The 24,479-nt window shown below is 49.5% G+C and carries 30 protein-coding genes; 2 read left to right on the plus strand and 28 right to left on the minus strand.

The window, feature by feature from the left end:
• Positions 1-7: 7 nt before the first annotated feature.
• From KNO86_RS07030 to glyA, 14 genes are all read right to left on the minus strand, one after another.
• A complete protein-coding gene (locus tag KNO86_RS07030) occupies positions 8-541 on the minus strand; it encodes a F0F1 ATP synthase subunit delta (RefSeq protein WP_074035886.1) in 534 nt (177 codons plus the stop codon).
• Positions 541-1,068 carry a F0F1 ATP synthase subunit B gene (gene atpF, locus KNO86_RS07035; protein ID WP_074035884.1) on the minus strand — a complete coding sequence of 176 codons (528 nt, stop codon included), beginning with the start codon at positions 1,066-1,068 and terminating at the stop codon, positions 541-543. The genes KNO86_RS07030 and atpF overlap by 1 nt, the downstream gene beginning before the upstream one ends.
• Positions 1,069-1,139: 71 nt before the next feature.
• Entirely contained in the window at positions 1,140-1,361 is a 222-nt protein-coding gene (atpE, locus tag KNO86_RS07040; protein WP_214694520.1) for a F0F1 ATP synthase subunit C, read from the minus strand.
• A 65-nt stretch (positions 1,362-1,426) separates the two neighbouring features.
• Complete coding sequence (atpB, locus tag KNO86_RS07045) at positions 1,427-2,164, minus strand: F0F1 ATP synthase subunit A (protein WP_214694522.1); 738 nt, start codon at positions 2,162-2,164, stop codon at positions 1,427-1,429.
• Complete coding sequence (locus tag KNO86_RS07050; protein ID WP_074035876.1) at positions 2,164-2,571, minus strand: ATP synthase subunit I; 408 nt, start codon at positions 2,569-2,571, stop codon at positions 2,164-2,166. The genes atpB and KNO86_RS07050 overlap by 1 nt, the downstream gene beginning before the upstream one ends.
• Positions 2,568-2,795 (minus strand): hypothetical protein, encoded by a 228-nt coding sequence (locus KNO86_RS07055; protein WP_026825087.1) that lies wholly within the window; start codon positions 2,793-2,795, stop codon positions 2,568-2,570. The genes KNO86_RS07050 and KNO86_RS07055 overlap by 4 nt, the downstream gene beginning before the upstream one ends.
• Before the next feature lie 662 nt (positions 2,796-3,457).
• Positions 3,458-4,087 (minus strand): uracil phosphoribosyltransferase, encoded by a 630-nt coding sequence (gene upp / locus KNO86_RS07060; RefSeq protein WP_074035874.1) that lies wholly within the window; start codon positions 4,085-4,087, stop codon positions 3,458-3,460.
• 103 nt (positions 4,088-4,190) lie between these two features.
• Positions 4,191-5,399, minus strand: coding sequence for a hypothetical protein (locus KNO86_RS07065; RefSeq protein ID WP_214694524.1), 1,209 nt, complete (start codon positions 5,397-5,399; stop codon positions 4,191-4,193).
• 193 nt (positions 5,400-5,592) lie between these two features.
• Positions 5,593-6,288 carry a hypothetical protein gene (locus tag KNO86_RS07070; RefSeq protein ID WP_214694531.1) on the minus strand — a complete coding sequence of 232 codons (696 nt, stop codon included), beginning with the start codon at positions 6,286-6,288 and terminating at the stop codon, positions 5,593-5,595.
• 108 nt (positions 6,289-6,396) lie between these two features.
• The gene (locus KNO86_RS07075; RefSeq protein WP_214694533.1) at positions 6,397-7,632 is read right to left on the minus strand and encodes a HAMP domain-containing sensor histidine kinase; all 1,236 of its coding nucleotides are present in this window, start codon (positions 7,630-7,632) and stop codon (positions 6,397-6,399) included.
• A 2-nt stretch (positions 7,633-7,634) separates the two neighbouring features.
• Positions 7,635-8,312, minus strand: a complete 678-nt coding sequence (locus KNO86_RS07080; protein WP_214694535.1) for a response regulator transcription factor — start codon at positions 8,310-8,312, stop codon at positions 7,635-7,637.
• A gap of 65 nt (positions 8,313-8,377) precedes the next feature.
• Positions 8,378-8,626, minus strand: coding sequence for a hypothetical protein (locus KNO86_RS07085; protein ID WP_214694537.1), 249 nt, complete (start codon positions 8,624-8,626; stop codon positions 8,378-8,380).
• A 99-nt stretch (positions 8,627-8,725) separates the two neighbouring features.
• Entirely contained in the window at positions 8,726-9,670 is a 945-nt protein-coding gene (locus KNO86_RS07090) for a hypothetical protein (RefSeq protein WP_214694539.1), read from the minus strand.
• A gap of 4 nt (positions 9,671-9,674) precedes the next feature.
• Entirely contained in the window at positions 9,675-10,928 is a 1,254-nt protein-coding gene (gene glyA, locus KNO86_RS07095) for a serine hydroxymethyltransferase (RefSeq protein WP_214694541.1), read from the minus strand.
• A 128-nt stretch (positions 10,929-11,056) separates the two neighbouring features.
• Between glyA and KNO86_RS07100 the strand changes: the two genes are divergently transcribed.
• Entirely contained in the window at positions 11,057-11,842 is a 786-nt protein-coding gene (locus KNO86_RS07100; RefSeq protein WP_214694543.1) for an alpha/beta hydrolase, read from the plus strand.
• Between the two features lie 50 nt (positions 11,843-11,892).
• On the opposite strand, the gene KNO86_RS07105 is transcribed toward KNO86_RS07100, so the two are convergent.
• The 10 genes from KNO86_RS07105 to rho all read right to left on the minus strand — a co-directional run bounded on the left by KNO86_RS07105 (position 11,893) and on the right by rho (position 20,103).
• Entirely contained in the window at positions 11,893-12,435 is a 543-nt protein-coding gene (locus KNO86_RS07105) for a TIGR01440 family protein (protein WP_483297443.1), read from the minus strand.
• Positions 12,432-12,872, minus strand: coding sequence for a ribose 5-phosphate isomerase B (rpiB, locus tag KNO86_RS07110; RefSeq protein WP_214694546.1), 441 nt, complete (start codon positions 12,870-12,872; stop codon positions 12,432-12,434). Before rpiB ends, KNO86_RS07105 begins: the two co-directional genes overlap by 4 nt.
• A 4-nt stretch (positions 12,873-12,876) precedes the next feature.
• Complete coding sequence (locus tag KNO86_RS07115) at positions 12,877-13,377, minus strand: low molecular weight protein arginine phosphatase (protein WP_214694549.1); 501 nt, start codon at positions 13,375-13,377, stop codon at positions 12,877-12,879.
• A 21-nt stretch (positions 13,378-13,398) separates the two neighbouring features.
• Positions 13,399-14,409 (minus strand): L-threonylcarbamoyladenylate synthase, encoded by a 1,011-nt coding sequence (locus KNO86_RS07120; protein ID WP_214694563.1) that lies wholly within the window; start codon positions 14,407-14,409, stop codon positions 13,399-13,401.
• Positions 14,390-15,250, minus strand: coding sequence for a peptide chain release factor N(5)-glutamine methyltransferase (gene prmC, locus KNO86_RS07125; RefSeq protein WP_483297444.1), 861 nt, complete (start codon positions 15,248-15,250; stop codon positions 14,390-14,392). The genes KNO86_RS07120 and prmC overlap by 20 nt, the downstream gene beginning before the upstream one ends.
• Positions 15,247-16,317 carry a peptide chain release factor 1 gene (gene prfA, locus KNO86_RS07130; RefSeq protein ID WP_074036532.1) on the minus strand — a complete coding sequence of 357 codons (1,071 nt, stop codon included), beginning with the start codon at positions 16,315-16,317 and terminating at the stop codon, positions 15,247-15,249. The genes prmC and prfA overlap by 4 nt, the downstream gene beginning before the upstream one ends.
• A gap of 82 nt (positions 16,318-16,399) precedes the next feature.
• Entirely contained in the window at positions 16,400-17,011 is a 612-nt protein-coding gene (locus KNO86_RS07135; protein ID WP_214694566.1) for a thymidine kinase, read from the minus strand.
• Positions 17,012-17,117: 106 nt separating this feature from the next.
• A complete protein-coding gene (locus tag KNO86_RS07140) occupies positions 17,118-18,341 on the minus strand; it encodes a cation:proton antiporter (RefSeq protein ID WP_214694568.1) in 1,224 nt (407 codons plus the stop codon).
• 99 nt (positions 18,342-18,440) lie between these two features.
• Complete coding sequence (locus KNO86_RS07145; RefSeq protein WP_012727387.1) at positions 18,441-18,683, minus strand: type B 50S ribosomal protein L31; 243 nt, start codon at positions 18,681-18,683, stop codon at positions 18,441-18,443.
• Positions 18,684-18,765: 82 nt separating this feature from the next.
• The gene (gene rho / locus KNO86_RS07150) at positions 18,766-20,103 is read right to left on the minus strand and encodes a transcription termination factor Rho (protein WP_074035844.1); all 1,338 of its coding nucleotides are present in this window, start codon (positions 20,101-20,103) and stop codon (positions 18,766-18,768) included.
• Positions 20,104-20,484: 381 nt separating this feature from the next.
• On the opposite strand from rho, the gene KNO86_RS07155 reads away from it, so the two are divergent.
• The gene (locus KNO86_RS07155) at positions 20,485-21,186 is read left to right on the plus strand and encodes a C40 family peptidase (RefSeq protein WP_074035842.1); all 702 of its coding nucleotides are present in this window, start codon (positions 20,485-20,487) and stop codon (positions 21,184-21,186) included.
• A 40-nt stretch (positions 21,187-21,226) separates the two neighbouring features.
• On the opposite strand, the gene KNO86_RS07160 is transcribed toward KNO86_RS07155, so the two are convergent.
• From KNO86_RS07160 to glpX, 4 genes are all read right to left on the minus strand, one after another.
• Complete coding sequence (locus tag KNO86_RS07160; protein WP_214694570.1) at positions 21,227-21,712, minus strand: DUF421 domain-containing protein; 486 nt, start codon at positions 21,710-21,712, stop codon at positions 21,227-21,229.
• 16 nt (positions 21,713-21,728) lie between these two features.
• Positions 21,729-22,499, minus strand: a complete 771-nt coding sequence (locus KNO86_RS07165; RefSeq protein ID WP_012727390.1) for an ABC transporter permease — start codon at positions 22,497-22,499, stop codon at positions 21,729-21,731.
• Positions 22,489-23,415 carry an ATP-binding cassette domain-containing protein gene (locus tag KNO86_RS07170; RefSeq protein ID WP_214694572.1) on the minus strand — a complete coding sequence of 309 codons (927 nt, stop codon included), beginning with the start codon at positions 23,413-23,415 and terminating at the stop codon, positions 22,489-22,491. The genes KNO86_RS07165 and KNO86_RS07170 overlap by 11 nt, the downstream gene beginning before the upstream one ends.
• An 87-nt stretch (positions 23,416-23,502) precedes the next feature.
• Positions 23,503-24,474, minus strand: a complete 972-nt coding sequence (gene glpX / locus KNO86_RS07175; RefSeq protein WP_074035838.1) for a class II fructose-bisphosphatase — start codon at positions 24,472-24,474, stop codon at positions 23,503-23,505.
• Positions 24,475-24,479 lie beyond the last annotated feature (5 nt).

Here is a 24,479-nt window from a genome sequence, read left to right on the forward strand (position 1 = left end):
CTATTTCTTACGCATTCAACAATTCACGCTCGAGGCGTGTCAATTTCGTTTCGATCGTATCATCGTACGTCGTGTATCCGACTTGGACGCGGAGTCCACCGATGACTTCTTCATCGACGACGTTCTTCAATTGGAGCGTCTTCCCGAGCTTCTGTCCGAAGACGAGTTCGACGTCTTTCAAGTCTGTTGCCGACAACGGGTAGGCGCTTGTGACAATACCCTCTGCAATCCCACGATAGTCGTTGATGTAGTCGCGGACGTAACGTGGCAATGCGCGAACCTCTGCCGCACGGTCGTTTTCGACCATGACGAGAAGTGTGTTCACGACAATCGCCGTCATATCACCAAAGCTGTCTTTTAAAAGCTGTGCAAGCTCGCTGTCACTGACTGCCGGATTCGTTAAGAGATCCATGAGTTCAGGAGTCGCGTGGAGCACTTCATCGAGCAGACGCACTTCCGCTTCGACTTGGTCGAGCGTGCCTTGTTCCCGTGCTAAGTCGAAGAGCGCTTTGGCATAGCGTTTTGCTAGTGATGCGTTCATCAGTTCGCACCTTTCGCTTTAGACAGGAAGTCTGTGACGAGGGCACGTTGTTTCGCTTCATCGCCTTTAAGGTCTGATTGAAGGACGTGGCGTGCTGCCGAAAGCGCCTGTGTGACGACTTCCGTTTGAAGAGATTGTTTCGCAAGCTCACGCTCACGCTCAATCGCTTTCTCTGCCTCGATTTTAATTTGTTCAGCTTCCAAACGCGCCTGCTCCACCAAGCGTGCTTGTTCTGCTTCTGCTTGTCGACGGCTTGCGTCGAGCATTTCTTTCGACTCTGTACGTGCCGCACTGAGTGCATCACGTTGTTCGACGACATAGTTTTCCGCATCTTTGCGGCTCTTTTCAGCGAGCTCAATCTCATTCGCTACATACTCTTCACGCTGTCTCATCATTCCAAGGAGTGGTCCCCAAGCAAATTTCTTCAACAGGGCCAAGAGTACGAGGAATGTGAAAATTGTAAAGATCATATCTAGAATGCGGAGGCCTTCGCCACCAGCACCAGCTGCAATCATCATCGTATCCATGCATACCCTCCTCTTGACTAAATAAGTGAGGGAGACGTGCTCCCTCTCATGCTATTCTCGTTAACTCGGAATCAAGAGTTGAGGAGAAGGAAACCGACAGCCACACCGATGATCGGGAGGGCCTCAACCAAACCGATACCGATGAACATTGTTTGACGAAGTTCGTTTTTGAGTTCTGGTTGACGTGCTTGTCCTTGTACTGTTCCGTATACGATCAAACCGTTACCGATACCAGCTGCGAGTGCTCCAAGACCGATAACAATTGCTGTTGCGAGAAGATTAAGTTGTTCCATTGTGTATATTCCTCCTAAAAGTTAAGTAAATAAGTTGTTTGTAACGCTTTGGCGAGATGTCCGAATCAATGTTCGGCCGAAGCTTTGTGCCCGATGTACACCATTGCAAGCGTCAGGAAAATGTAGGATTGGATAACCCCGATAAAGATTGAGAAACCTTGCCATAGAATCATTGGTACGACCGCAAAGATTGCGCCGAGCGGGTTGAGTGCTCCTTCGGCTGTAATCGCGAGTCCCAAGATGATGGTAATCATGATTTCACCGGCAAAAATGTTACCGTATAGACGCAAACCGAGCGTCAACGTGTTTGCAAACTCCTCGATCAATTTGATCGGAAGTAAGAACCAGACTGGTTTTACGAATTCCGTCGAATAGTGCTTGAATCCGTGTAGCTTCACCCCGTAGTAATGCGACATTGCAACGACGAGTGTCGACAACGCCAAGGTTACGTAAGGATCGGCCGTCGGTGAGTTGAACCACAGATAGTGTCCGGAAATGACGTTAAACGGTAGACCCATCAAGTTTGAGAAGAGAATGAACAAAATCAACGTCATCCCAAATCCGATAAAGCGTCCTCCTGTCTTCCAGTCCATCGCACTAGCGATGATTCCACGCACGAACTCCGCGAAGAATTCCATGAAGTTTTGTTTGCCAGTCGGCTTCATAGCCAAACGTCTTGTTCCCCAGATGGCGAATACGAAGACGAGTAACGCTGCTATTAGCACTGTAATGACGTTCGTCCAGCTCCCGTATAACGTATAGTCCCCAAAGTGCAGAGAATATGTGGGAAACTCATGACCCATTAATATTCACCTCTTTTCCTGCTGAGCTGGGCAAGTGTGAACTCGCCAAATTGTATGATGTGGCCGGCGATTAGACCAGTTACCACCGCGATGACGGACACCCGATCCTCATAGAGAAGACCGACTATCACTGCTAACGCACCGACCGCCATTCTTGAAACGGTCCCGTGCGACTTTGGTCGTCGTCCATGCTCGATGACGTCATACATGCGAATGACGCTCCGATTCTGCATATGTAGAATGATGAGACTTCCGACCCCGCCGATGAATAGCCCGAGAAATACGGCTTTATACATCGGGATGATGAATGCGCCGATGAGCAAAATCGCAAACCAGACGGTAAACCATTTCGTATAACGCTTCATCAGTTCTTTCTGTGCTTTTCTGTCTGCTTGAATCGTATTCATTCGTCCTCTCCTGTCAATAAACTCCGAAGGGTGAGAACTAGCGCCGTAATCCCGAACACGAGTCCGAGGATGATCGACACATTCCAACCAAACGTGCCCCAAAATTCACGTCTTTCGCCGTACTGTCCGACGAGATAACCGATGACGATCGGCCCAGCAAGTGCTGTTGAAATTTGTGAAGCGAGTGAGGCATAGGATAGGTAACGATTGTCTTTTTTCGCCATCCTGGTCCCCCTTTCACGCATGGTGCGCTTCTCTGTTCTTCACGGATTCACACTCGCGTGACCATCAAAAGTCACACAAGTTCAGAGTAATAGAAATGGCATAAGAAGTCAATGAATTTCACAATTATAAAAGCGCTTTAAATCAAGTCGTATCAATAGTTTTACGCACTTCATAAAGTAAACAATTGATGCACTTTTTAAAGAAATTGTGAAGAAACGTTGAAATAAAAATGTTGACTTTATAACATTTCATAAACGGAATCAGATGAAGAATAGTTCATTTATACCCCCACGTTTTGGAAATTTCAATCGGTAAACGTTTACGTTCACAAAGAGTTACGAAACGGTCGTTGACTTCATTTTGAAATCGTTTTCAACGTCCTGTTTTAGTATACCGAGGATGTTTTTGCCATGTCGAGCGATTTTGCCCATTTTTTTGTGAGGAATCTCATCGCTCTTTTTGGACGTATTTTCACGTGGCGTCTAAACGAAAGATTGTGGGATTCTATTTAAATAAGAAGAAACAGCATTCAAGTGTCTCGTGTTTCGATTTCTTCCCGTTCACTTTTGTGTCTATTTTGTGACATTCAAAAATGACAAATATTATTTGAGACGCATCATGAAAAAAAGCGGAAATCGCATCGACGATTCCCGCTTCATTCTTACTTTGTACCAAACAAACGGTCACCCGCATCCCCAAGTCCAGGAACGATATAACCGTGATCATTTAATTTTTCATCGAGTGCCGCGAGATAAATCTCGACATCCGGATGTTCTGCTTGCACACGCTCTACGCCTTCTGGTGCTGCACAAAGACAAGCCAGCTTGATTGACTTCGCTCCGTGTTTTTTAAGAGCCGCGATGGCATCAGCAGCAGAACCGCCCGTTGCAAGCATCGGGTCGACGACGATGAAGTCGCGTTCCGTCACGTCTGTCGGGAGCTTCAAGTAGTATTCGTGTGGCTCAAGTGTTTCCGGATCACGATAGAGACCGATGTGGCCGACTTTTACGTTCGGCATCATTTTGAGGAACCCATCCACCATACCAAGTCCTGCACGTAAAATAGGGACGATTCCCAATTTCTTGCCGGCAATCATCTTTTGAGTGGAAACAGAGACCGGTGTCTCGATTTCTACATCTGTTAGGGGTAGGCTGCGCGTGATTTCGTATGCCATAAGTGAAGAAACTTCGTCGACGAGTTCACGGAACTGCTTCGTCCCCGTCTCTACTTTTCGCATAATCGTCATTTTGTGCTGAATCAAAGGATGGTCATAAACATGTACTTTTCCCATCTTACTTCACTCCTCTCTCATTCTCTCTCGAGCATTGTACCCTAACTCTGTTGAGATGGGTAGAGCCAACTTCTATTTTATCAGAGGTCAGACGCCCTGAACGTCAATTGACCTGGAAATAGTCGTTCGCAGGAAGTTCATATGACCGAGACGTCGTTTGGTCGACTAAATAGAATTCGGTTTCCGTCTTCCATACGTCAAACGACTGTTTCGTCAATTCTCTATATAAGTGTAATTGCCCCATGTTGACGGCATTCGTCGGCTTCTCACGCATTTGGACGTGAGACAATTCATCAAACAGTTCTTGGGTTTTTGGTCCGTCTAACCAGACCGTATCTCGGCTAGATTCAAAGACAGCGAGTTGCATCTCCTCATCAGTTGGTCGTGACGACATCTTGTTCAGGACCGGTCGGCGGACGTGTCCCCAGATTTCAAGGACGGTACCGTACGTTTTCGAGAGCGCAAGTGAGGTTTGTTCAGACACGTCCTCCTCGATCGGTTGTTCCGAGAGGATGATTCGTTTCATCAGTTCTCGATGGTTTCCTTCGAGCGAGAGTTCTTCTTCTTTGGCGTCGACCTTCATGTACGGCGCTTCGTACATACTCGGAAGAACGAGTTGTCTAAGCGAAGGGGTCTTCCCGATTTGTAGAGCGACTCGATTGTCTGCCCGCCTTGTCAAAAAGACATAGCCTTCGTTTTCTCCACTTTGGAACGGGAACAGTTTTGGTTCGACAATCGGATCAAGCGTCCGGCCGTTCCGAATGGTCTCGAACGTCACGTAGATCGCACCCGTGTCCGGCGTCGTGTAACGGAATGCCGAATCCGCAATCACTGCTTCATGGGTATCGTTCATTTTAAACGTGCTCGTGATTTCTTTCATGTCCTCGACGCGATCAAACTCAATCGTCGAGACGACCTCTGATTCGACGAATCGTTCCTTGTCGAGTGCTTCAAACTCTGGAATCGGTTCAATCGCAAACGTCCGTTCCATCAATTGGTTACTGTTTGCACAAGTCAGATATCGCTCTTCCCCTGCTGCAAAATACTTCACATTTTTATAGCCGAGTGCTTCGTAAAGAGGGTGACGGAATGTCACCTCTGCCACCTTCGCTCTCCGTTTCGGTAAGACATCGGTCGGACGCTTCTCGCAATATGTAAGCATATTTTCTTTTGTTTGTTCGGTTAATGCCACCTCAGGCTCTTGTTCGACTCGATAAGATGACAAAGGACGTAATTCAATCGCGTTCAACGTCTCGGCACCACATCCACTCAACAAGATACAACTGAGTAAAATCCCCCAGTACGTCCGCATTGATGTTCCCCTCATTCCCAATTAGGTGAAAACCACCTAAATTTTTCTTGTACATCATAACATATAACCTATTTTTGTGATGATTTCAGAATTATTACGTTTCTGATGGTTGGGTAGAAGCTTTTGATTGGATATATATATATCTACAAAAAAGAACCAACCTCTTGAGAGATTGGTTCTTTCGAATCTTTAATTAATCATTCTCGCGTTCATCTTCAGAAGAATCATCTTGTGAGGAATCGTCCTGTGAAGAATCCTCTTGCTCATATTGGTCATCGTCGGATTCATTGTCCACTTCGATGACTGCTTGATCTCGATTCACTTCAAGTTTGACGCGATCCCCGACCCGAGGTGTGTCGTCATCGATTTCAGATTGTGCGGCGAGCGGATACGTTTTTTCTTTTCCATCGATGTTGACTGTGACTTCTTGATCTGTGAGTTTAACGAGCGTTCCAGTAATATATGCATCGTCATCTCCGCTTTCACGGTCCACTTCTTTCACTTCATCATTTCGATTCAATTCGAGTTTCACTCGGTCACCGACTTGCGGTGTATCGTCGTCAATCTCATGTGTTTGCGCTAAGCGGTACGTCGATTCTTTCCCATTGAAGCTGATTGTGACATCTTCTTTTGTCAGGTTGACAAGTGTCCCGTATAGTTCATAGTCATCTTCTACTCGTGAAGATGATGAGTCATCTGATGCGTTGACGCTTGAATCTTCTGCTGACGAAGAATCGTCCGCTGTTTCTTGCGATTTGTCGTCACTCGCTTGATTGATGGCTTGCGGGACGATGACCGTGTCCGTCTGATTCCCGCTCACATAAAATCCAATTCCTACAATTGCCATGACGCCAAGTAAAGCTCCGATGATCCAGCCGATGCGTTTCATGTTCATTTCCTCCTCGTGATGTGTTCTTCTTATTTTCATCATAACCCTCATGTGTGAGAGAGCATTTAAGACTACATTAGAAGTTGATGAGAAAATGCGAAATGTTCATCATCGAGTGAGGAAAAACACACTGCCGTCAGGATCATTCGGTTCGCTTCCGATCGTCCAGCCGTTCACATCTGCGACTTCCTTAGCAATCGCAAGACCAAGTCCACTCCCGCTCCGGTCCCTCGCCTCATCCAATCGATAAAACCGGTCGAACAGACGAGCTCTTATCTCATCTGACAAGACAGGTCCCCTATCGCACACTTCGATTCGATTGTCTGTCAGGTGAAGGTTCGTCTCTGTTGCATATTTCAAACTATTATCGATCAAAATGACGAGAATGCGTTGTAACGATTCACGATGTCCATACCAGCTACCGTTCGCATCGATGGGAAGGTGTACGCCGTGCGACCGTAAAAATCGTTCTGTTAACATGTCTCCAAGCTCAGCCAAATCAATGTCTTCTCGGTCGACCTCTTCAAGCGCAGCGAAGCGATTTAATTCTAGCATCGGTTCAATCAAATCGTTTCGCATCTGTCGCGACTCCGTCAAAATATGATCGATTGCCTCGGCGCGGACACTCTCGTCCTCTTGTCCCCAGCGCTGCAATAATTTCGCGTAACCTTCGATGACGGTCAGTGGTGTTTTTAGTTCATGTGAAACATCGGCAACGAAACGTCGCTGTTGGTCCATCGTCCCTTCGACCCGCTCAATCATATGGTTGAATCCGTTTGAAAGGAGTGTCACTTCGTCCTTTCGGTCATCGACCTCAATCGTTTCTAATTTGCCCGATTCGGTAATCCGTTCCATCGTATCCGTCAATCGCCGTAACGGCGACAGCCCTTGGCGTAAAATCCACCATGTACCGAGGAAGGTCAAAAGGACGGCTAGGAAAAACATGACGAGAAAAATTGTCGCCAACGCTTGAATCGTGTCACTCACCGCTCGGTCTTGAAACCCGAATGCCAGTCCATCCGTCGTTACGACGACAAACCAGTCATCGATGAGTGCCGGTTCTCCGTAATTGATGGGAAACTCTGTTCCATTCGGCACTTCTCCACCGATGATTCCCCACTCCCCGTTTTCTTGACGCTCTAGAACGACACTGTCTTCATGAAGGGACAACACGGCATCGCTGTTTCGGACGTCTTCTTCTAATAAGTTTAACGCTTGTAGTAACACGTCAAAACGTGAATCGACGATTTCTTGCCTCGCGACGAACCATGTCACGCCAAACGAGACGAGAAGGAGCAGCAACATGAACCCGGTCATCGCCCAGGCGATTTTTGTACGTAACATGTTCACTCACCACGCTTCAACATATACCCGACACCACGGACGGTTTGAATCCAAGACCCGGTCAGTTTCTTTCGGACATAACGGACATATACGTCCACGACGTTCGTATCACCGAAGTAATCAAATCCCCACACATGTTCGACGAGTTGATCACGAGTCAAGACGCGCTCGGGGTTCTCTAAAAAGAAGACCAATAAATCAAACTCCCGTCGCGTCAAATCGACTTTATTTCCCTCGCAAAACACTTCATGTCGATTCACATCGACCTTGAGTGTCTCATAGGTCAGGACATGCTCGGAATGGTCCTGCCGAACGAGCTGGCGCATGCGCAAAAACGCCCGGATTCGAGCGAGCACTTCTTCGATTTCAAACGGTTTCGTGATGTAGTCATCGGCACCTAGGTCGAGTCCACTCACTTTGTCATAGCGGTCTCCCCGCGCCGTCACCATGAGAACGGGCAACAGTGGTCGTTCTTCTTTTAATCGACGGACTACCTCGAGTCCGCTCATTTGAGGCAACATGATATCGAGTAAGACGAGGTCGATCTCGTCGACGACGGCCCGCTCTAAACCACTACGCCCATCTGTCGCCACAACGACTTCATACCCTGCATGCTTCAACTCTAGTTCCAGTAACCGTGCAATCTTCGAATCATCTTCTACGACCAGAATCGTCTGCATCCTGCTCACTCCTTTGAAAAAACGCCGAGCGGACCGCTCGACGTATTGGTATTCATTTCCCGAAATCAATCCTCAAAAAACAGACGGACGCCTTCCGGGATTGCTGATTCCACTTGTCGTTCGAGACGGTCTTCCCATTGGTCCCACGTCTCATCGACTTGCTCGATTTGCTGCTCGATGCCCGTTGCCGCGAGCGACAGTTGCGTGAGGCTTGATTGCCCCGGTGTCGTAAAGAACAAGAAACCGGCAAGTCCGATTCCCATCAGTCCGATTGCCAATAAACTAGTCCCAATTGTTTTCAGTAAACGTTTCATTCGCGCATCCCTCCTACTCGCATCATACGAGGTGAAAACGAGAAATCGAGGTGGAGTTCATTAAAATTTCATGAGAAAAGGCGCTGCTTGCGCAACACCTCACTCGTCGAGCACGGATTTCGCAATCGGCGCCCAATACGTTCCTTTCATTTCTGACACGGTCGTCAACGTCTCTCGATAAGCGGGATCGTCCGCTTTTTTCTCGGCAATCCCTTTCATCCATAGGACGTCTGCCTTGTACCCAGACTCAGGATAGGAATCGAGATAAGAAGCGTAATCCGCGATTTTCGCTTTTCCTAACTTGTTGTCGACAAGGAGTCGATAAAATCCAACCGCCTGTTCTTGACCTGCTTTCGCTTCTCCGTCGAGCAACTGTTCAGCTTGCTCGTACTGTTTGTCTTGTACGAGCGCTTCGACCTCCGCTAACTGTACGACGTCAGTCGCTTGTTTCGGCTTCTCTTCCGCTGAATCACTTGGTGCTTCTTCTTGACCTTGTAGCTGTTCATTTTCCTTCTCAAGTCGAGCGACTTCCGCTTCTAGTTCCTTCAAGCGCTCCGCCATCGCCTCTTCCTCGGTCACCGTCTCGACGACGACTTGATCGGTCTCGCTTGGCGGGACAATCGGAGGTTCGGTATCTGGCCAAAACACGAGCGCAGCTGCAGCAAGTCCCACGACGAGCGGAAGACCGAGCCATTTCTTATCAAACTTGAAAGCCTGTCGCCACTCGGCTAAATCTGAGTGCTGGATGACGGCCGGAGAAAACGAACGAAAGCGGCGCTTGGCCGCTTTTTTCCCGTTCGCCTTCACTTCTAGCGCAAGACCTAGTCGATGGAACGCAGCGGGCACTTTCATCCCGAGGAGCGGTACGATTCGTTCGCTCGCTTCTTCGTAATAGCCATGGTCGAGGAGCGTCGTGATGACCCCGAACTCACTGGCGACAAGACGGAAAGATGGGTCGTGTTCCCCCTTACGAGCCAACCATTCCGTCATATCGAACAATGGGAGTTCGGATAGCTCTCGTTCTGCGAGTGTCCGGATGTCCATTGACTCAGCCTCGTTCTGGGTAAAGTGGGAACTTCGCAGTTAACGTACGCACGTCTTGAAGTGCTTCTGCGAGTACCGACTCATCTTCATGTTGTTTGAGTACACGACCGATTAGGCGTGCCACTTCTTGCATATCGTCCTCTTTGAAGCCACGCGTCGTCATCGCTGCCGTACCGAGACGGATTCCGCTTGTGACGAACGGTGACGCTGGATCGAATGGGATCGTGTTTTTGTTGACCGTGATCCCTGCAGCGTCGAGCGCATGCTCCGCCGCTTTCCCTGTGATGTCAATTCCTTGAAGGTCGACGAGTAAGAGGTGGTTGTCCGTTCCGCCCGATACGATTCGGAGCCCCTCTTCTTCAAGACCAGCCGCAAGTGCCTGTGCATTGGCGATGACTTGACGTTGATAGTCTTTGAATTCTGGTTGGAGTGCCTCTCCGAACGCAACTGCTTTCGCTGCGATGACGTGCATGAGCGGTCCACCTTGAATTCCTGGGAAGATGGATTTGTCGATTGCTTTCGCAAACTCTTCTTTACAAAGAATCATACCGCCACGTGGTCCACGGAGTGTCTTGTGCGTCGTTGTCGTGACGAAATCCGCATGCTCGACCGGGTTCGGGTGAAGACCTGCTGCCACGAGTCCAGCGATGTGTGCCATATCGACCATGAGGTACGCATCGACACTGTCCGCAATCTCACGGAACTTCGCGAAGTCGATTGTACGTGGATAAGCCGAAGCTCCCGCGACAATCAATTTCGGTTTATGTTCTTTCGCGAGCGCTGCGACGACTTCATAGTCGATGTGTTCTGTCTCTTTGTCTACACCGTATTCGACGAAGTTATACTGCACTCCCGAGAAGTTGACCGGGCTACCGTGCGTCAAGTGACCACCGTGTGATAAGTTCATCCCGAGCACCGTGTCTCCTGCTTCAAGCACTGTGAAATAAACTGCCATGTTCGCTTGTGCACCAGAGTGTGGTTGTACGTTCGCATGTTCTGCACCGAACAATGCTTTCGCACGGTCACGCGCCAAGTTTTCAGCGACGTCGACAAACTCACAGCCACCATAATAACGGCGTCCTGGATATCCTTCGGCATATTTGTTCGTCAATACGCCTCCTTGCGCTTCCATGACTGCTTCTGAAACAAAGTTTTCTGAAGCGATGAGTTCGATGTTGTCGCGTTGACGACCGAGCTCGTGTTGCATTGCCTCAAACAATTCTGCATCCTGCACTTTTAACTTCGTCGTGTTTACCATGTGAAGACCCCCTCTAAATGTCTAAAAATCAACACCCCCATCGTACCACACGCTTGTTTTTTTGGGTATCGCTATAATCTGACGAAAAGTTGGGTATCATTTAGAGAGAATGCAAAGGAGGTCACTTCATGATTGAGACAAAAGAAATCACGATTACACCGTTCGAACGCACCCGGACGGTTCGGGTGTATACACCTGCCGACTATGAGACATCGGAAAAACGGTATCCCGTTCTCTATATGCATGACGGGCAAAACTGTTTCGCTGACGAGGAGGCAAGCTACAACATGAGCTGGCGCATTGGTGAATATTTAGACGCCTCGAAACGTGACTTGATTGTCGTCGCCCTCGATAGCGCACCTGGGGAAAAACGACTCGATGAGTACGGACCGTGGGAAAATCCATACATTGGGGACAGCCTGCTCGGACGAGACATCGTCCTTGGTGGGGAAGGATCGGCATACATTGAATATATCGCCCAAGAACTAAAACCTAAAATCGATGCCGACTACCGGACCATTCCGGAAGAAACGGCGATGATGGGAAGCTCGATGGGTGGACTCATCTCGGTCTACGCAGCGTGTGTGTATCCTGAAATCTTTAAGCGCGTTGCTTCCTTATCGTCTGCCTTCTGGTTCAATCAAACCGAGCTGGAGCAATTGATTGAGGCAAGTGATTTAAAAGGTGTCGAACGTCTCTATTTAGACGTCGGTGCCAAAGAAGTCGAAGAACCGATGGAGAACGGACCGACGAATGAGATGTATCTGGAGTCGAGCGAACGGGTGTACAACCTGTTAAAAGACAAGGTCGAGCACATCCGTTTCGAAGTGATCGAAGAAGGCGTCCATAACGAACTTGCATGGCGTGAACGTTTCCCGATGGTCGTGTCGTATTTATTCGGTGAAGAGTTGTAACCACAAAAAAGCATCGCATTCGGTCGAAAAACCTGAATGCGATGCTTTTTTCATTTGTTTGGATAGTGAGCTCGTGGCCCACCAATCAGTTTTGGTCTCGTGACCGCAAACGTGACGTACGCTTCGCCGAGATGTTTCGACGATAGTCGGACCGGGATGGCCACTGGCTTCAAATGCATCCCAATCAACGTCGAGCCGATGTCGATTCCCGCATCCGCTTGAATCGATTCGACGACACATGGTTCCTCGAAGTTCGCATATGCCTTCTCCGACATCGCCCCACCCGCCGAACGGACAGGAACGACCGTCACCTCTGTGAGACCGAACTGCTTGAGCGTCCGTCGTTCCACGGTGAGAGCACGGTTGATATGCTCACACCCTTGGAACGCCAAATGGACACCCGTCTTCTCTTTCAATTCAAGGAAGGCCTCCATCAATTCTTCTGCGACGTCGATGGACCCTGCCTTGCCGATCGTCTTCCCAAGCACTTCACTTGTGGAGCATCCGATGACGAGAATACGCTCATCATTCAACGGGAACCGTTCGTGAAGCTCCGTTAATAATCCGAGAAGTTCCGTCTTCATCGGGCTCACTTCGATTCGTATGCGCTCATCTTGTCGACACGGTTTGAATGGCGACCGCCTTCAAAGTCCGTATCAAGCCACGTCGCCACCAAATCGACCGCAAGGCCAGGTCCAATGACACGCTCGCCCATCGTCATGATGTTCGAGTCGTTATGCTGACGTGTCGCTTTCGCACTGAATGAGTCGTGAACGAGTGCCGCACGAATCCCTTTGACTTTGTTCGCTGCGATCCCGATTCCGATTCCTGTACCGCAAATCAAAATCCCACGATCGAACTCGCCTGCCGCGACAGCTTCTGCGACCGGAATGGCTACGTCTGGGTAGTCAATCGAGTCGGCCGAGTGCGTGCCAAAGTCTTTATACTCATGTCCGAGTTCCTCAAGCAATGCTACGATGTCTCTCTTTAAGTTGAATCCGCCGTGATCGGCGCCAATTGCAATTTTCATTCGTTCATTCCCCCGTCTTCTTTGGTAGGCGTCTCGGTGGTTTCGTCACCTTTGACCCATCATTCGTTAATTTTAGCACAAGTCGATTCACGAGTGGCTCGAGTTCGTTTCGCACTTGGCGATACACATTCATCGAACCGCCGAACGGGTCATTGATGTCTCGCTCAAGCCCTGTCACGAATTCGTAGAGCGTGTACGTCCGCTCTGCCAAATCCGGGTATGTATCCCGAATTTGTTCGCGGTGCGCACGTGTCATCGTCAAGATGATGTCTGCCCAATTTCCTAACACCTCATCAAACGTCTGGGTGACGTGGTCGAGCTCGATCCCACGTTCTCTGAGAACTTGCAGTGCATTTTCAGAAGCATCGAATCCTTGCATTGTCCGTAGACCGGCTGAGCGAATATCAAACTCGTCCCCAGTCATTTTCGAACGGAGCAAGGCCATCGCCATCGGGCTTCGGCACGTGTTGCCACTACATATGAATAATACGCGTTTCATTGACATCGCGTGTCCTCCTCTATGTCTTTAGGCATCTTTCGTCGGGTGAACGACCTTCCCTCCCGCCGCTTTGTACAAGCGGTTATAGACGGCTAAGGCGACCCCGACCGGTTCAATCTTGTTCACATAAATCTCATCGACGTCCGTTTCATCAAATCGACGAAGGGCATCGTATAAACGTTGCGCCGCCATTTCCATCGAAGTACCGAGGGAATAGGTGACATCAGCCATTGTCGGCTCTTCATCGAATACGAGTGCACCGATCCGCAACCCTGTTTGCTTCCGCTCCTCAATGACACGTTGTAAATCTTCACGTGTGCCATCGACTAAAAAGACGGGCGCCGTTGGGGCATAATGCGTGTATTTCATTCCCGGTGATCGTGGTGCGGCTTTGTCATCACTCAAATTGGCATCTAAGGCGACCGGTCCGATGACAGCTTCGATTTCTTCTCGCGTCACGCCACCCGGTCGTAAAATCGTCACCGTGTCCCCCGTACAATCGATGACGGTTGACTCGACGCCGATTCCAGTTGGACCTCCATCGACAATCCCCGCAATCCGCCCGGCCAAATCGTCAGCCACATGTTGAGCGGTCGTCGGAGACGGACGCCCGGAACGGTTCGCACTTGGTGCCGCAAGCCCTAAGCCTGACTCGCGAATCAACTCAAGTGCCGCCGAATGATTCGGCATCCGAAGTCCGATGGAATCCAGTCCTGCGGTCACGAGCGATGAGGCTCGGCCGTTTGAAGGCAAGATGATCGTCAAAGCGCCTGGCCAAAACGCATCCATCAAGCGCATGGCAACAGAAGGAATCGAATCGACAAACAGTTTCGTTTGTTCGATTGAAGCGATATGGACGATGAGTGGGTTATCCGACGGTCGGCCCTTCGCCTCGAAAATCTTGCGAATCGCCACATCATTCATGGCGTCCCCTGCGAGACCATAGACCGTTTCTGTCGGCATGGCGATGATTTCACCCGCTTGAAGAAGACGTACCCCCTCTTCAATCTCATTCGATTTAATCCATTTCGTTTCCATACGCAATCCCTTCCCTTACGGCATAGACGATACGGTCCTTGCCGTTTATATCTTTTAAAATACCCGTTTCTGCTTCAGGATAACGTTCAGACAGTAATGATTTCACATCTTGTCCTTGGTTATACCCGATTTCAAACGCAATCAATTGCCAATCGGCACGTAAGACGCGCACTGACTCTGAAATCAGTTGGCGATACATGTCGAGTCCATCCGCTCCGCCAAAGAGTGCGAGATGCGGTTCATAGCCGACAACCGTTTCATCTAATAACACGTTGGCCTCGATATATGGTGGGTTCGAGACGAGAATCCGAATCGATTGATCGGCAATCGGGGCGAGTCCGTCCCCTTCATAGAAGCGAACATTCGCACCGAGCGCTTCCGCATTCCGTTTCGCGACTACAATCGCTTTCGGGGAAATGTCGACCGTCTGTACCCGGACACCGAGTTCTAAACTGAGCGTGATTGCAATCGCCCCGCTCCCTGTTCCGATGTCCACGATTTCATCGTCTGCTACGTGACGAATTTGCCCGAGAAGCCAGTCAATCAACTCTTCTGTTTCCGGTCTCGGGATCAAGACGTCCCGATTCACTTCGAACGAGCGACCATAAAACGGTGCCTGTCCGATCACGTGTTGTACGGGTTCTCCAGTCAATAGACGCTCGATTCCGGCTTCGAACCGTTCCGATTCATCCGCGGATAGTTCATCCGACAATCGAACGAGGAGACCTGTTCGGTCGACATCAAGCACGTGCATGAGCCACCATTCGGCAGCCGCACGGTCACGCCCGGCCTTTTGAAGCCGCTCTTCTGTCTGCTTAAGTAGCGCAGCGACACGCATCATTCCGCATCCTCCATGAGACGTGCCTGTTCATCCATGATGAGGGCGTCAATGATATCCTCGAGTTCACCCGCTAATACACGATCTAACTTCTGGAGCGTCAATCCGATACGGTGATCGGTGACACGACTTTGTGGAAAGTTATACGTGCGAATCCGTTCAGAGCGGTCCCCTGTCCCGACAGCGGATTTCCGCTGTGCCGACAGTTCTTCCATATGCTCGCTTTGCATCTTGTCATACAGACGTGCCCGAAGCACCTTCATCGCCTTGTCTTTGTTTTTATGTTGTGACTTCTCATCCTGACACGAGACGACGAGACCGGACGGGATGTGTGTCAAACGGACGGCGGACTGCGTCGTGTTGACGGACTGTCCTCCTGGACCTGACGAAGTGAACGTATCGACACGTACATCTTTCATATCGATATGCACCTCGACATCTTCCGCTTCAGGCAAGACGGCAACCGTTGCCGTAGACGTATGGATTCGCCCTCCCGACTCCGTCGACGGGACGCGTTGTACACGATGCGCCCCGTTCTCAAACTTGAGCTTCGAGTAAGCACCTGCCCCGTTAATCATGAACGTGACTTCTTTGAACCCACCGAGCTCCGTATAGTTCGCGTCAATCAGTTCAACTTTCCAGTTTTGACGCTCGGCGAATCGCGTGTACATCTTGTATAAATCGCCCGCGAAAAGGGCTGCCTCGTCTCCACCTGCCGCGCCTCGGACTTCGACGATAACATTCTTATCATCGTTCGGGTCTTTCGGAAGCAACAAAATCCGCAACTTCGCTTCAAGCTCTTTCACTTCCGGCTCCAAGAGATTCATCTCTTCTTTAGCAAGCTCGCGCATGTCGGCATCGAGCGTCCGGTCTTCGAGCATTGCCTTCGCTTCTTTGAACGCCTCGCTCTTCTCTTTATATTGACGATACATCTGTACCGTCTCTTCTAACTGCGCCTGTTCTTTCGAATATTGTCTCAACTTCGTCGAGTCGCTGAGCACTTCTGGGTCGGCGAGCATTTCATTCAATTGCATATAGCGATCTTCTAATACACTTAAACGGTCAAACATGATGATCCGTCCTTTCTCCGTCAAATCAAACTCTATCTATTATAGCAAAAAAACGGACCGCCGAGGGCGGTCCGTTGATTCATCAGTCTACCACCGTATGGCGGACCGGATGTGGTTTATTCGGTACGTCATGGCAATGACGGCATCGCGGTTCGTACGACTCCGAAGCGCCGACCAAGATGACCGGATCTTCATAACGAGCCGGCTGTCCGTCAATCAATCGTTGCGTCCGTGAAGCCGGTGCGCCACATGACAAGCAGATCGCCTGCAGTTTCGTCACAAACTCCGCACGCGACAACAGTTCAGGCATCATCGTGAACGGTTCACCTCGAAAGTCCATATCGAGCCCGGCACAGATCACGCGTTTGTCCTCGTTCGCGAGCTGTTCGATGACATCGACGATGCCTTCGTCAAAGAATTGTACCTCATCAATCGCGATGACTTGCGTTTCTTCCCGCACGGCATCGTATAAGTCTTGGCTCGATGCGACGGGTACCGCCACGACCGAGTTGCCCGTATGTGAGACGACGTTCTCTTCATGATACCGGTCGTCGATTGCTGGTTTGAACACTTGGACCGGAATCTTTCCATAGTGAGCGCGGCGGACACGGCGAATCAATTCCTCCGACTTCCCTGAAAACATACTCCCACAAATCACTTCAATCCAACCGTATCGGTTCGTCACATGCATCATTGTTCTTCGCCCTCTCCATCGATAATCGCTTTCCGATTATACCTATCTTTCGAGTTGAGGAAAAGGGTTGACTTCTTCCAAATTTTCTTAGAAGTGAATCCGCCCTTTACTCGTCGGCTTTCGCTTCTTTTTGCACATCAATTAATTTTAATTTACGTGCGAGCGGTCGGATCGTGAGACCGTGTAACGTTACGGAAATGAAGACGAGTCCGAGCGTGAGCGGTAACATTTGCTTCGCATCGTCAATCCCGAGATGTGCGACTTCTTCAGCAAAGAATCCAGCGACCGTCATCGCGACGATTCCGCGCGGTGCAATCCAACCGATGAACCCTCGTTCCGCTAGCGGCAGTCCTCCACCAATCGTCGACAAGTAAATCGCAACCGGACGAACCAAGAAGAGAATCCCGGCAATCGTCAAGAGCAGTGGCCATTGGAAGATATTTAAAAGCTCGGCGCGTGAAAGCGACGCCGTCAATAAGATGAAGACGGACGAAATGAGCAAAATTGAAATGTCTTCTTTAAACGATTGCAGTTCTTCGATAATCTCTTCGTCCCGATGTTTCGTATTGGCCATCGTCATCCCCATCGCCGTCACGGCGAGAAGACCGACTTCGTGCATCATGAGCTCGCTGAGCGAAAATAAGATGAGGACGGCCGTCAATGTGACCGAGGCACGTAGATAACGTGGTACTTTCTCCGCGACAAACCATCCCATGAGGAGATGTCCGAACAAATACCCGAGTCCGATCCCGACAATACAAGCACCGGCAAACAAGAGCTGCATCCATAAGTCCATTCCTTCATATACGATGTATCCAAGTCGGACGACGAAGAGTCCAAGCAGTGCCCCGACCGGATCCACGATAATTCCTTCCCACTTCAAAATCGCTCCGACACGATCTTTCAAGTGAGCCTGTCGCAATAACGGGATGACAACAGTCGGACCCGTCACGACGAAGAGTGCTCCCATCGTCCACGCAACGACCCAATGCAACCCTCCGACGTGCTGGATGAGTAGCGACATCCCGACGAACGCCAGGGCGACTCCGACCGTGACGATGCGAACAATTGACCGTCGGAATTGATTGATCTCGCTGAAGTGAAGCCCGAGACTTCCTTCGAATAAGATGATGGCGACCGCAAACGAAATGATGGGACTATATAAATCCCCTAGTAGTTCACGCGGATCAAACAGCCCAAGAATCGGACCTGCCAACACCCCGGCGAGCGTCATAATGATGATTGCCGGAATTTGATAGCGCCATGCCAACCACTGTGACATGATGCCGACCCCGATTAACAAGCTGATACTGATGAGTATAAGTTCCATAACGGCCCCCTAACGACAGTCTTTTGTCTCTTTACCCGCGTCTATGCAACAAAAAACCGCCAAGGGCAATCCCTAGGCGGTGAGCATACAACTTTACGATTAACGTTGGTATTTCTTGTTGAAGCGCTCGATACGACCATCTGCAGATGCGAATTTCTGGCGACCTGTGTAGAACGGGTGCGAATCAGAAGATACATCGACACGGATGAGTGGGTACTCGTTTCCATCTTCCATCGTGATTGTCTCGTTAGAGTAACGAGTTGAACCAGTGATGAATTTGAATTCTGTCGTCGAGTCCATGAATACGACTTTACGGTATTCTGGGTGGATTCCTTGTTTCATTGCTTTTCAACTCCTTCGGCCCTAAGTATTCTTTCAACCTAGAGAAAGTTCACTAGAATATAATATCACCCTACTATAGGATTTACAAGTCTGTTTTCGTTTTTTTCACCGGTCGTCTTTTTTTCTTATCTGCCTCTAACGCAGCGAAAAAGTCGAGGTTCGTTTTCGTCTCACGGACACGGCGTAAGAAGTGTTCCACGAAGTCCGGAGACTCGTTCATCGTACGACGAATCGTCCATAGCGAGTCGAGTTCGTCCTTGCCGAGTAACAGCTCTTCTTTCCGCGTCCCCGAACGACGAATGTCGATTGCCGGGAAGATGCGGCGTTCCGCCAATTTCCGATCAAGATGGAGCTCCATGTTCCCCGTTCCTTTGAATTCCTCATAGATGACGTCATCCATTCGTGAACCGGTATCGACGAGTGCGGTCGCAAGAATCGTCAAGCTACCCCCGTCTTCTATATTCCGGGCCGCCCCGAAGAATTTTTTCGGTTTGTGGAACGCTGCCGGGTCGATCCCCCCAGAGAGTGTTCGTCCGCTCGGCGGAACGGATAGGTTATACGCACGCGTCAATCGTGTGATCGAATCAAGTAAGATGACCACGTCTTTCTTATGTTCCACGAGACGCATCGCCCGTTCGAGGACGAGTTCTGAAATGCGCGCATGGTTTTCCGGTGTCTCATCAAACGTCGAGAAGGCCACGTCCGCATCCGGGACAGAACGTTGGATGTCGGTCACTTCCTCTGGTCGCTCATCGATCAACAGAATGATCAGTTCGACGTTTGGATGATTCGTCGTGATCGAGTTCGCAATCTCTTTTAAGAGCGAGGTTTTCCCCGCTTTTGGTGGTGCGACAATCAATCCACGTTGTCCGAATCCGACTGGCGCAATCATATCCATGACACGTACTGAGAGATGTTTCGGTTCTGTCTCGAGCACCATCTGTTGTTCCGGGTAAATCGGAGTGAGCGCCGGGAAGTAATCGCGTGACCGCGTCGAGTCCGTCGACTCCCCGTTGACCGCCTCTACACTCAACAACCCTTGGAATCGTTCGTTCTCTTTTGGTTTGCGGACTTTCCCCGTCACGAGGTCCCCATTTCGGAGGTTGAAACGACGAATTTGTGAAGCAGCGATGTAGATGTCTTCGGAAGATTGAGAGTAATTGATTGGTCGGAGGAAGCCAAATCCGCCGTCATTTTGCGACTGAGGATTCGGTGGAATGATTTCTAGAATACCTTCGAGGAAGTACAAATCTTTTGATTCGGCCTGAGATTTCAAAATCCGAAACATGAGTTCACGTTTCCGTGCTTCTCGGAAGTTTGGAACTTTGACTTCTTTGGCGATCTCATATAGTTCTTTTAACGTCTTCGTCTCGAGTTCACGAAGCGTGTAATTTTTTGTCGGTTCTGTCTGTTGACTCATTCAAGTCACCTATCTTTCTACATTTCATTACAAGAAGTATTCAACTTGATTATTTTTGTTCTGTCATCATCTAATCACATTTTCTCCGTGTCGTCACCGTGCAAAAATCACCTTTTGCTCATGCGTTTCCCTCTTGTACAAAACCTTACACAGTAAAAGATGATTTTGTAACAAAATAAGTGCTATATCCACATATTGTTTCATTTCTGTTACAAGAAAACGCTTTTTTGACTTGTGATTGAAAAATGCCATCGGTCTTGCGCATGATATAGTTTATTTGCACAGGAAACCGGGTAATACTCGCAACTTGTGCTCGACTATAAAATACTCGACTTTGTCATATAATAACGATTTGATTTTAAAAACGGAGGGAATTACACAATGTTAAAGCGTATTGCATCTATCGTCGTCGCTGCTACTGTTGCTTTCTCGGGTCTCATGTTCTCAACTGGTGAACAAGCAGAAGCCGCTACTGGCACGTTCGCTTACTCGAAAGTCAACGGCTTGAACATCCGCACTGCCCCGTCACTTACGTCATCGAAAGTTGTCGCGAAGATGGATAAAGGTCAACGCTATACATACCTTGGTAAATCCGGTTCATTTTATAAGATCAACTACAAAGGTACACACCGTTACATCTCAGCTTCTTCAACGTACACGTACTTGAAGCCGAGAACATCAACTTCAACAACGACGACAGTTTCAACGTCATCGTCAAGCAAACGTGCGAAACTCGTTGCTGAGTCGAAAAAATACCTCGGTACACCTTACCGTTACGGTGGAACAACGACTGCTGGATTTGACTGCTCAGGCTACACTGGACATGTTTACAAAAAAGCAATCGGCAAAACACTCCCACGTTCTTCACGCCAGCAATACTCAAGCGCGAAAAAAATCTCGAAGTCATCGATTCAAGCTGGTGACCTCGTCTTCTTCTCACACTCAGGTGGGACGATCCAACACGTTGGGATGGCACTTAGCAAAACACAAATGATCAACTCAGAAACAGGCGGCGTGAAATACGCGAGCTTCACTTCTGGATACTGGGCACCACGTTACGTTGGCGCTGGATCATACCTCTAATTCAACATCACGACTCGGTTCATGGGAACCGAGTCGTTTTTTATTGATTTACGTGTTCCATCACATCCTGAGAATCCTTTAGTACCGAGAAAGTCCCATCGGTTTCCAAAACAACCGCCTCGACTTGTTCTAAAGGAGTTCCACTCGCACGTATCGCTTGCATGACTTCCATTTCTAATATTCGTTCTTTCCTTAAATATTTTTCCAAATAATTTCCTCTATAAAATAGTAAAGTCGGTTCCGATTTAATCATTCGGTTCACTGTTCTAAATCGTTTAGACAATTTCGCCAACAAATATTGTAAGACGACTAGCGTTCCAAATGCCGTTAACCCTGCAAGCAATGTTGTTTGTTGACTCGTTAACGTAGTCGCTAATATAGAACCCATCGCCACCGTCACGATAAAGTCGAATGCATTCATTTTAGCTAACGTTCGTTTACCAGAAATACGCAACATCAAAATGATTGATATATACGCACCAACCCCTGTCAAAACAATCCGAATCATCGTCGAAAGTTCTTGCATCCAACTCCTCCCTTATTTATTTTTGTTTCAATGCCCCTCTCGCATTCGTCGCCGCAAAGACAATCATGAGTACACTCATCGTACCAGCTACCGCGAGCCCTGCCGATAGAGCACCCCAATCAATCTCCGGTTGGGTCAAAACGGCCCGCATCCCTTCAAAAATATACGTGGTCGGATTGAATGTCGCCGCCACTTTCAGCCACTCCGCCTCAATCAATTCTTTCGGAACGAACGTCGTCGATAAGAAAATGAGAGGGAAGAACAACAGCGTACCCGCCTGCGCCGCTTGCGCATTCCGTGTTTTTAGCGCTACACCAACGGAATAGCCCGCAAATCCAAGGCCGAACCCGATGGCGAGTAATACCGTGAAGAAGAACCCGACCGCGCCGACCGGAATCGTGAGGCCGAGGAGAAATGCGACCGCAAAGATGAGTAGCGTTTGAACAAGTAGTTGCAACATCCCGGCAATCATTGGTCCGAGCACGATCGCGGTCCGGGTCGCGGGAGTCAATAATAACCTCGCAAAATACCCACTCTCAATATCACGTACAAGGGCTTGTCCGGTCCCCCCTGCTCCCCCGACTGCACCCGAGACGATTGATACGGGTAAGATGAAGTTCAAGTAATCACTTCCTTCGAACTGAGGCAACGAGGCAACGCTCGATAAGCCGCTCGTATACACGAGTAAAAAGAAAACAGAGATGATCAAGTTCGGGATAAACGAAAACGGATTTCGAATCGTCGTCACTAAACTCCGTTTCGTGAATAACCATGTCTCAGTCCACACGAAGCTCGCCTCCTTCATATGATTCGCCTGTCACTTTCAAGAACACATCATCGAGCGACGGTTGCTTCACCGTCAATCGTTCAGGCTGTAGTCCTTGTTCATCTAACGACCGAACGATTTCGGTCAGCGTCACATCACGCAGTTCGAAAGATACATGGTTCCCGTTCGCCGTCGTCTGAAAGAGCGCGGCGGCAGTCGTCGCGTCTGATTCGTTCGAAAAATCCATCGCAATCGTCTCACCACCGACGAGTTGTTTCAGCTCTTCGGCTGTTCCTTCACTGACGATCTTCCCGTGATTGATGATCGCGATTCGGTCAGCCAATTCATCCGCTTCTTCTAAGTACTGGGTCGTCAAAAAAATCGTCGTCCCAAACTCTTGGTTCAGTCTGCGCACTTCATTCCATATTTCAATCCGACTCGCCGGATCGAGACCCGTCGTCGGCTCATCTAAAAACAATACGGTCGGGCGATGGACGAGCGTAAGGGCTAAGTCAAGACGTCGCCGCATCCCACCTGAATATGTTCCACTCCGTCGATCTGCGGCATCTGTCAGGGACACGACTTCTAACAACTCATCCGCACGACGGTGCGCCTCCTCGTTTGACATCTTAAACAATCGCCCTTGTAAGACGAGCAACTCACGCCCCGTCAGCACTTTATCGATCCCGGTTTCCTGTAAAGCGACCCCAATCGACAGACGGACGTCTTTTTCTTGTTTGACGACATCGAATCCGTTTACCCGTGCCACTCCGGATGTCGGACGCACGAGCGTCGTCAACATTTGCACCGTCGTCGATTTGCCGGCGCCGTTCGGTCCTAAAAATGCAAAAATCTCTCCTTCTTTCACGGAGAACGAAACATCGTTCACCGCCGGAACATCTTTGAATGTCTTCACGAGTCCTTCCACTTCAATCATCACACCCACCTCCTGACTATCCATTCCCGTTTTCATACGATTTCATCACAAAAAAGTCGCGGACGTTTACACATCCGCGACTCCATGTTATTCGGGTTTCATGACCATTTTCGGTTTTTTCGTGAGGGAGTGGTTCCCTTCTACGAAGCGTACGGTACCAGACTTGGCACGCATGACAACGGAATGCGTTTGCCCACCTTGCGATGTGAATTGGACGCCACGTAACAATTCACCGTCCGTCACACCTGTCGCCGCAAAGATACAATCCTCGCCTTTTACCAAGTCATTGAGTAGAAGGATTCGATCCGTATCTTCGATGCCCATGTCATGGCAACGTTGTTTTTGCGCCTCGTCTTCCGGGAGCAAGCGTCCTTGGAAGTCTCCACCGAGACACTTCATCGCGACAGCGGCGATGACGCCTTCCGGTGCCCCACCTGAACCGAGTAGCAAGTCGACACCTGTTTTCGGGAAAGCTGTGTTGATGGCTGCGGCGACATCCCCGTCTGGAATCAGCTTGATTCGCGCACCGGTCGCCCGGACCCGCTGAATGATTTCTTCATGTCGGTCCCGATGTAAGATCGTCACAACAACATCTTCCACGTTTTTCTTCTTCGCCTTCGCCACAATCTCGATGTTCTCTTCAATCGAGTTATCGAGACTGACGAGACCGGCAGCTTCCGGTCCGACTGCGATTTTTTCCATATACATGTCCGGTGCATGAAGAAGGTCTCCCGCATCGGCGACTGCGAGAACAGCAAGCGCTCCCCACGTTCCGGTCGCCACGATGTTCGTTCCTTCTAACGGGTCGACCGCGACATCGAGACGTGAGCCATAGCCGTTCCCGACCTTTTCCCCGATGTAGAGCATCGGGGCCTCGTCCATCTCACCTTCTCCGATGACGACAATCCCCTTCATCGGAATCGTATCAAAGACGTCACGCATCGCCGTCGTCGCTGCATCATCTGCCTCGACCTTCAAACCGCGACCCATCCAACGGGCTGAAGCAAGTGCCGCTGCTTCTGTGACCCGGACCAGTTCCATCGATAAACTTCGTTCCACCCGAA

Origin of the sequence: Exiguobacterium sp. s160 (assembly GCF_018617575.1) — a bacterium.
GTDB classification, from domain to species: domain Bacteria; phylum Bacillota; class Bacilli; order Exiguobacteriales; family Exiguobacteriaceae; genus Exiguobacterium; species Exiguobacterium aestuarii_A.